A 7,605-nucleotide genomic window follows, 5' to 3' on the forward strand; every position below is an offset into this window, starting at 1 on the left:
CGTACTGTGTATATCTGTCAATCCTGCAGCACAGCAAATCGACCATTGGTGTATGGGGTTATATAGCTCATCTGGAGGGATCTGGCGATGAACCATTGGATAGGCAGGCCCGGCCGCGGAGGTGGTGAATGAGTGCCGTGAAACGATCGAACGCCCAGCGCCTCAAGGATTCCCTCGAGGACGACATCATCAACGGGCGTCGTGCCCCGGGCGAGCGCCTGGACCCGGAGGTCCTGGGTCGGGAGTTCCAGGTATCGCGTACCCCGGTTCGTGAGGCAATCCAGCATCTGGTAGCCAGCGGCCTGGTCACGGTATCGCCGAAGAAGGGCACCTTCGTGGCTCGGGTGGGGCTCGAGCAGTTGATCGAGATGTTCGAGGTCATGGCCGAGCTCGAGGGAATGTGCGGTCGACTGGCGGCGCGGCGAATCTCCGAGGAGGAGCTCGAGGGGCTGCGTGAGGCACTGATGCGCTGCGAAGCCGCGGCCGAAGCAGGCGATACCGACGAGTACTACTACGAGAACGAGGAGTTCCACCACCGCCTCTATGCAGCCAGCCACAACGGCTTCCTGGCCGAGGAGGCGCGCCAGCTCAAGCAGCGCCTCAAGCCCTATCGCCGCCTGCAGTTGCAGGTCCGCAAGCGGATGGGGATCTCCCTCCAGGAGCATCGCGAGATCGTCGCCGCCATCGAGAGGGGGAACGCCCAGGTCGCCGAGCAGTCCATGCGTGATCATGTGCTGATCCAGGGGGAGCGTTTCAGTGACTTCGTGTCCAGCGTCCGCCAGTTCGGGACGAGCATGGCGGAGTCCGGCTGACGAGCCCTCCCGATAGCCCTCTGCACGGCGCACCCCGAACAATGGGTCGATAGACATAATTCCCAGCGTTATACTCGGGTATTCATCCACCGGCCCTGGCACGGTCGTCCATCGGAGTCGTCATGTTTCCCGAATTCACCCTGGATTACGCCCATCTTCCGGAACGCTTCCACGAGCGCTTCGATCCCGTGCCGGTTCCCTCGCCACGCCTGGTGGCCTTCAATCGCCCCCTGGCCGAGTCGCTGGGATTCGACCTGGCCGCCTTCGACGAGCGCCAGGCCGCCGACTGGTTCTCCGGCAACGCCGTGCCCGCCGGTGCCGCTCCACTCGCCCAGGCCTATGCCGGCCATCAGTTCGGCAACTTCGTGCCGCGTCTCGGCGATGGTCGGGCCGTGCTGCTGGGTGAGGTGACCGATCGAGAGGGAGCCCTGCGCGATATCCAGCTCAAGGGTGCCGGCTGCACGCCCTTCTCCCGTGGCGCCGATGGCCGTGCGCCCCTGGGGCCGGTGTTGCGCGAATACCTGGTCAGCGAGGCCATGCATCGGCTGGGGATCCCTTCTACTCGGGCACTGGCCGCGGTGACCAGCGGCGAGCGCGTCTTCCGTCGCATGCCCGAGCCGGGCGGGGTGCTCACCCGGGTGGCCGCCAGCCACCTGCGGGTCGGCACCTTCCAGTACTTCGCCGTCCGCAGTGACCTCGAGGCGGTGCAGACCCTGGCCGATCTGGCCATCCGCCGTCACTATCCCGCCCTTGCCGACCTGCCTGAAACCGAGCGTTACCTGGCGCTGGTCGAGGCCGTGCAGGCGCGCCAGGCCGCCCTGGTGGCCAGGTGGATGGGCCTAGGCTTCATCCACGGCGTGATGAATACCGACAACACGGCGATCTCTGGCGAGACCCTCGACTTCGGCCCCTGTGCCTTCATGGAAGCCTATGATCCGCAGACCTTCTTCAGCTCCGTCGATGAAGGGGGGCGCTATGCCTACCGCAACCAGCCGTGGATTGCCCAGTGGAACCTGGCGCGTTTCGCCGAGACCCTGGTGCCGCTGATCGACGACGACACGGACATGGCCATCGAGCGCGCCACCACCCTGATCCAGGCCTTTCCGGAACGCTACGAGGCCGAGAGGCTGGCGGTGATGCGCGCCAAGCTGGGCCTGGTGAAGGAAGAAGAGGATGACGCGGCCCTGGTGGAGGCCCTGCTCGAGGCGATGCAGGCTGGCCGGGCCGACTTCACCCTGACCTTTCGTCGCCTCGGCGACCTGGCCGCCTCCCCTGGGGCGGAACCATCCCTGTTCGAGCTATTCGAGCATCAGGCGGCCATCCGGGCCTGGCTGCCCCGCTGGCGGGAGCGCCTGGCCCGGGAGGGGGTCGAGACGGCCTCCATCGCTGCGCGGATGCATGCCACCAATCCGCTCTATATTCCCCGCAACCACAAGGTCGAGGAGGCGCTGACCGCCGCGGCCGAGGACGACGACTTCGCCCCCTTCGAGGCGCTCAACCAGGTACTGGCCGAGCCCTTCACCGAGCAGCCCGGCCGCGAGGCCTTTGCCCTCCCGGCAGAGCCGACCAAGCGGGTGCTGCGCACCTTCTGCGGGACCTGAGGCGCGAGCGCATCATGCTCAGGTTCCAGGCTCTGATCAGCGAGCACACCGAGGAGCACGGCAAGACCCTGCCCGACGCCGCTGGCGAGGTGGGCCGCGGCTGCCAGGTGGAAGGCTACCCGGACAGCAACTTCGTCGGCCGCTCGTGCTTTGAGAAGCGGCCGGGCGGGCCGATTGACAGGGTCTTGGCCCCGCACCTATACTATTCGGGGACAGCCGCCCTCGGGGTGGCGAGCCATGCCTCGTGCCCCGGCACCGCTGGCCTCCGGCAGCGGGTATCACCAGGGGTCGACCGAGCGCGGCGGCTCGAGGCGAGCTCAACCGACCCGGCAACGACAACGATAACGATAACTACAAGACAAGAGGTGGAGAGCATGTTGAACCAGACGCGCACCATTCCCCGGGTCCGGACGCTGTGCACCGCCGTGTGCCTGGCGCTCGGTCTCGGCGTCACGACGAGTGCATCGGCCGAAGATCCGGTCCGCATCGGCGCCATCTACATCATGTCCGGATCCCCCTCGGTCTACGGCCAGTTCGCCCAGCAGGGCATGCAACTCGCCGTGGACGAGATCAACGAGGAGGGGGGCATCCTCGGCCACGAGGTCGAGTTCGTGCTGGAAGACAGTCAGATCAAGGCCGATGCCGCCATTCAGGCCGCCCGCAAGCTGGTCTATTCTGAGCAGGTGCATGGCCTGATGGGCCTGGACAGCTCCGGCGTGGCCACGGGCGTCGTCCCGGTGGTGCCGGAACTGCAGCGGCCCTTCATCATCACCCACGCCGCCACCCCGGACGTCACCGGCAAGCTCTGCAACCGCTACACCTATCGGCTGAGCGTCAACATCAGCCAGAACACCAAGGCGGCCGCCGAGATCGCTGAGCAGAGCGGGGCCAAGCGCTGGACGACCATCGGGCCGGACTACGCCTTCGGCCATCAGTCCTGGGAGTTCTTCGGCAACTACCTCAAGGAGCTCGACCCCGAGGTGGAGCTGATGGAGCGCACGGCCTTCCCGCGCTTCGGCAACGAGGACTTCACCCCCTTCATCAACAACGTCATGGATGCGAAGCCCGATGGCGTGCTGGTCTCGCTGTGGGGCGGCGACCTGGTCAACTTCATCCGCCAGGCCAACAACCTCGGCTTCTTCGACCGGGACTTCGAGGTGCTGATGACCCTGGGCGGCGCCACCGAGGTGATGTCCGCGCTGGGCAACGACGTGCCCGAGGGAATCTGGGTCGGCACGCGTTACTGGTTTGCGGCCCATGACAACGACGTCAACAATGCCTTCGTCACCGCCTACATGGAGCGCTACGGCAAGCCGCCGAGCTACAACGCCGAGGGGGCCTACGCCGGCATATATGCCTACAAGGCGGCCATCGAGAAGGCCGGTTCCACCGACCCCGAGGCGATCACCGACGCGCTCTCCGGCCTGACCTTCCCGGCGCCCACCGGCTCGCTCACCTTCCGTGAGGGTGACCACCAGGCCGTGGTCGGCCCGACCTGGGGGCAGACCGCCGCGCTCAGCGAGGAGTATGGCGTGCGCATGCTCGACCCCATGAAGACCTTCGACGGCGACCTGGTGACGCCCGACGTGTCGGAGACGGGCTGCTCGCTCTGACGCCGCCTGACGGCCGTCCATCCCGGGCGGCCGGCCTGCCTGACTGACCCACCCACTGGGGAGTCCACGATGCAGAGCTTCATTGCCGCGCTGCTGAACAGCCTCGACATTGCGTTGTTGCTGTTCGTCATCGCCGTCGGTCTCAACATCATCTTCGGCGTGCTGAACGTCATCAACTTCGCCCATGGCGCCCTCTACATGCTGGGCGCCTACTTCGCCTATACCGCGATGGGACTGCTCGGGCTCTCGTTCTGGGTGGCGCTGGTGGTGGCCCCGCTGCTGGTGGCCGTGGTGGCGATCGCCATCGAGCGGTTGATGCTGCGCATGGTCTACGACCGCCACATCACCGACAGCCTGCTGCTCACCTTCGCCCTTCTGCTGATCATCGACGAGTCCGTGCGGATGATCTGGGGGCCGTCCATCCATGTGGTGGACCCGCCGGCGCTGCTCACCGGGACCTTCTCCGTGTTCGGCGTCAACTATCCCATCTACGGCCTCTTCGTGATCGCCGTGGGGATCGCCATGATGCTGGGCCTGTGGCTGCTGTTCACTCGCACCCGCCTGGGGCGCATCGTGCGCGCCGCGGCGCTGGACCGGGAGATGGCCCAGACCCTCGGGATCAACGTGCCCATGGTGATCACCGGCGTGTTCGCCTTCGGGGCCTGGATCGCCGCCGTGGGCGGCGTGGTGGCCGCTCCCATGCGCGCCATCGGGCCGGCGATGGGCGAGAAGATCATCATCGAGTCGTTCATCGTGGTGGTGATCGGCGGGCTCGGCAGCTTCCCCGGCACCCTGCTCGGGGCGCTGGTGCTGGGCTTCATCCACGGCTTCGGCGGGCGCTTCCTGCCCGAGATCAACCTCGTGCTGCCCTACATCGGCATGGCGCTGGTACTGCTGATCAAGCCCCAGGGACTGATGGGCAAGAGGGCTAGCGCATGACGACACGACTGATGATTGTCGGTGTGCTGGCGCTGGTCCTGGCCGCGCTCATCCTGCTGCCCTACGGTGTCCCCTACTTCTACATCTTCGTGGCCACCGAGATCCTGATCATGGGTCTCTTCGCGGCCAGCTTCAATCTGGTGTTTGGCTACACCGGCATGCTCTCCTTCGGGCATGCGGCCTTCTTCGGGATGGGCTCCTACACTACCGCGATGCTGTTGCTCCACCTGCAGGTGCCGCTGGTATGGACCCTGCTGGCCGCGATGCTGACCTCGATGCTGCTCGCCGCCGTGATCGGCTTCTTCTGCGTGCGGCTCAACGAGGTCTACTTCGCCATGCTGACCCTGGCGTTCGGCATGATGGTGTTCGCCGTGGCCCACCAGTGGCGCAGCGTGACCAACGGCAGCGACGGCATCACCGGCTTTCCTCTCACCGAGTTCGGCCTGGGTCTCGACCTGCAACTCGCCAACCCCCTGGTCTACTACTACGTGGTGCTGGTGGTGGTGGTGCTCGCCGCGGCGTTGCTCTACCTCGTCACGCGCTCGCCCTTCGGCCTGATCCTGAAGGCCATCAGCGAGAACCCGGAGCGGGTGTCGTTCTGCGGGCTCAACGAGCGGCGCTTCCGGCTGATCGCCTTCATCGTGGCCGGGCTCTTTGCAGGGCTGGCCGGCGGGCTCTTCGCCCCCTTCAACCGGGTGGCGAGCCCCGACATGATCCACTGGAGCCAATCCGCGGAGGCCGTGCTGATGACCATCCTCGGCGGGTCGGCCTACTTCCTGGGGCCCTTCTTCGGCGCTATGGTGTTCGTGTTGCTGGAGACCTGGATCACCAGCTACACCGACCACTGGATGCTGTTCCTCGGCATCATCCTGGCGCTGATGGTGATGTTCTTCCGCCGCGGTATCCTCGGTACCGTGCTCGACCGGTTGCTGAGACGATGACCGAACCGCTGCTCTCGATCCGTGACCTGACCAAGACCTTCGGCGGCGTGCATGCTGTGGACGGAGTCTCCCTCGACGTGCAACCGCGGGAGACCGTGGCCCTGATCGGGCCCAACGGCGCGGGCAAGACGACCTTCTACAACATGATCTCGGGGCGCATGGCGCCGACCTCGGGGAGCATCCACTACGACGGCGACGAGATCACGGGGTTGCCGCCGCATCGCATCAGCCGGCTGGGCATCTCCCGTTCCTTCCAGATCACCAACATCTTCCAGGAGCTCTCGGTGCGCCAGAACGTCGAGGTCGCACTGACCGCCTTCCACGGCAAGGCACTGTCGATGCTGCGCCTGGCCTCGCGGGACCGGGAGATCATCGACGAGGCCTATGTCCTGCTCAAGCGGCTGGGGCTCGAGGACGTGGCGGAGCAGAGGGCCGGGGTGCTCAACTATGGCGACAAGCGGCTGCTCGAGATTGCCATCGTGCTGGCGACACGCCCGCGCCTGGTGCTGCTCGACGAGCCCACGGCGGGCATGACTCCGGAGGAGACCCGGCACGTCACCCACCTGATCCGCAAACTGGCCGACTCTGGCGACTACACCTTCCTCGTCACCGAGCACGACATGAGCGTGGTGTTCGGCCTGGCCGACCGCATCCTGGTGATGCACCGGGGCCAGCGACTGGCGGAGGGCACGCCCGAGGAGATCCGCAACGACCCTGAGGTGAAGCGCGCCTATCTCGGCGAGGAAGAAGAGGAGGCGGCATCTTGATGCTGAAATTCGAGGATATCCACACCTACTACGGCGAGAGCCATGCCCTGCAGGGCGTGAGCCTGGAGGTCGAGGCCGGTGACGTCGTCTGCCTGCTGGGGCGCAACGGCGCAGGCAAGAGCACGACGCTCAAGAGCATCATGGGGGTCACGCCACCGCGTCAGGGGCGGGTGGTGTTCGAGGGCCAGGACATCAGTGGGCTGCCGGCCCACCGGATCGCCCGGCTTGGCATTGCTCTGGTTCCGGAGGACCGGCGCATCTTCCCCGGACTCACCGTCTACGAGAACCTGGAGATAGCGATGCAACCCGGCCACGCCGTGGAGCGGCGCTGGACCCCGGAGCGGGTTCTCGACACCTACCCGATGCTCGCGGAACTGCGCCACCAGGACGGCGCCACCCTCTCGGGCGGGCAGCAGCAGATGCTGGCGATCGCCCGGGCGCTGGTCACCGAGCCACGCCTGCTGCTGCTCGACGAGCCCAACGAGGGGCTGGCACCGGTCATTGTTCACCAGATCGGCGAACTGATCGACGACCTGGCGAGCACCACCACGATCCTCTTTACCGACCAGAGCGTGCCCTTCGCCCTGCGCCATGCCCGGAAAGCCTACATCCTGCAGAAGGGGCAGGTCGCCTATGCCGGCACCTCCGCCGAGCTTCGCGAGAACCCCGAGTTGCAGGAGCGCTATCTCTCCGTGGCCTGAGGCGGGTCGATCGATTACGCCGAAGGGATCATGGCCAATCACCTGACGTTGACGTTAACTGTCGGATAGCCCGAGACAACAACCACAACGCCTGGAGCCTCCATGTCCGCACTGATCAGCCGCTTCCCCATTCCCGAATCGATCCACGACCTGCCAGACGACATCCGCGACACCATGCTGGCGGTGCAGGAGAAAGCTGGTTTCGTGCCCAACGTCTTCCTGATGCTGGCC

General features: G+C 66.0%; 7 protein-coding genes and 1 pseudogene. All 8 read left to right on the top strand.

Annotated features, from left to right (window positions below; translation table 11 throughout):
* Window positions 1-128 precede the first annotated feature (128 nt).
* Window positions 129-812, top strand: coding sequence for a GntR family transcriptional regulator (locus tag ACESMD_RS12995; protein ID WP_372613815.1), 684 nt, complete (start codon window positions 129-131; stop codon window positions 810-812).
* A gap of 122 nt (window positions 813-934) precedes the next feature.
* Complete coding sequence (locus tag ACESMD_RS13000; RefSeq protein WP_372613817.1) at window positions 935-2,413, top strand: YdiU family protein; 1,479 nt, start codon at window positions 935-937, stop codon at window positions 2,411-2,413.
* Window positions 2,414-2,427: 14 nt separating this feature from the next.
* Window positions 2,428-4,026, top strand: coding sequence for an ABC transporter substrate-binding protein (locus ACESMD_RS13005; protein ID WP_372613819.1), 1,599 nt, complete (start codon window positions 2,428-2,430; stop codon window positions 4,024-4,026).
* 69 nt (window positions 4,027-4,095) lie between these two features.
* The gene (locus ACESMD_RS13010) at window positions 4,096-4,965 is read left to right on the top strand and encodes a branched-chain amino acid ABC transporter permease (protein ID WP_372613821.1); all 870 of its coding nucleotides are present in this window, start codon (window positions 4,096-4,098) and stop codon (window positions 4,963-4,965) included.
* Complete coding sequence (locus ACESMD_RS13015; protein WP_372613823.1) at window positions 4,962-5,906, top strand: branched-chain amino acid ABC transporter permease; 945 nt, start codon at window positions 4,962-4,964, stop codon at window positions 5,904-5,906. Before ACESMD_RS13010 ends, ACESMD_RS13015 begins: the two co-directional genes overlap by 4 nt.
* Window positions 5,903-6,673, top strand: a complete 771-nt coding sequence (locus tag ACESMD_RS13020; protein WP_372613825.1) for an ABC transporter ATP-binding protein — start codon at window positions 5,903-5,905, stop codon at window positions 6,671-6,673. The genes ACESMD_RS13015 and ACESMD_RS13020 overlap by 4 nt, the downstream gene beginning before the upstream one ends.
* Window positions 6,673-7,374: an ABC transporter ATP-binding protein gene (locus ACESMD_RS13025; protein WP_372613827.1), complete on the top strand. Its 702-nt coding sequence runs from the start codon at window positions 6,673-6,675 to the stop codon at window positions 7,372-7,374. Before ACESMD_RS13020 ends, ACESMD_RS13025 begins: the two co-directional genes overlap by 1 nt.
* Window positions 7,375-7,476: 102 nt before the next feature.
* A pseudogene (locus ACESMD_RS13030) lies at window positions 7,477-7,605 on the top strand (alkylhydroperoxidase); the annotation flags it as partial.

This window comes from Halomonas sp., from assembly GCF_041689495.1.
Taxonomy (GTDB): Bacteria; Pseudomonadota; Gammaproteobacteria; order Pseudomonadales; family Halomonadaceae; genus Halomonas.

Bases quoted from the DNA above. Each gene is read 5' to 3' on its own strand.
- ACESMD_RS13015 (WP_372613823.1), top strand. From the start codon at position 4,962: ATGACGACACGACTGATGATTGTCGGTGTGCTGGCGCTGGTCCTGGCC.
- ACESMD_RS13020 (WP_372613825.1), top strand. From the start codon at position 5,903: ATGACCGAACCGCTGCTCTCGATCCGTGACCTGACCAAGACCTTCGGC.
- ACESMD_RS13005 (WP_372613819.1), top strand. From the start codon at position 2,428: ATGCTCAGGTTCCAGGCTCTGATCAGCGAGCACACCGAGGAGCACGGC.
- ACESMD_RS13025 (WP_372613827.1), top strand. From the start codon at position 6,673: ATGCTGAAATTCGAGGATATCCACACCTACTACGGCGAGAGCCATGCC.
- ACESMD_RS13000 (WP_372613817.1), top strand. From the start codon at position 935: ATGTTTCCCGAATTCACCCTGGATTACGCCCATCTTCCGGAACGCTTC.
- ACESMD_RS13010 (WP_372613821.1), top strand. From the start codon at position 4,096: ATGCAGAGCTTCATTGCCGCGCTGCTGAACAGCCTCGACATTGCGTTG.
- ACESMD_RS12995 (WP_372613815.1), top strand. From the start codon at position 129: ATGAGTGCCGTGAAACGATCGAACGCCCAGCGCCTCAAGGATTCCCTC.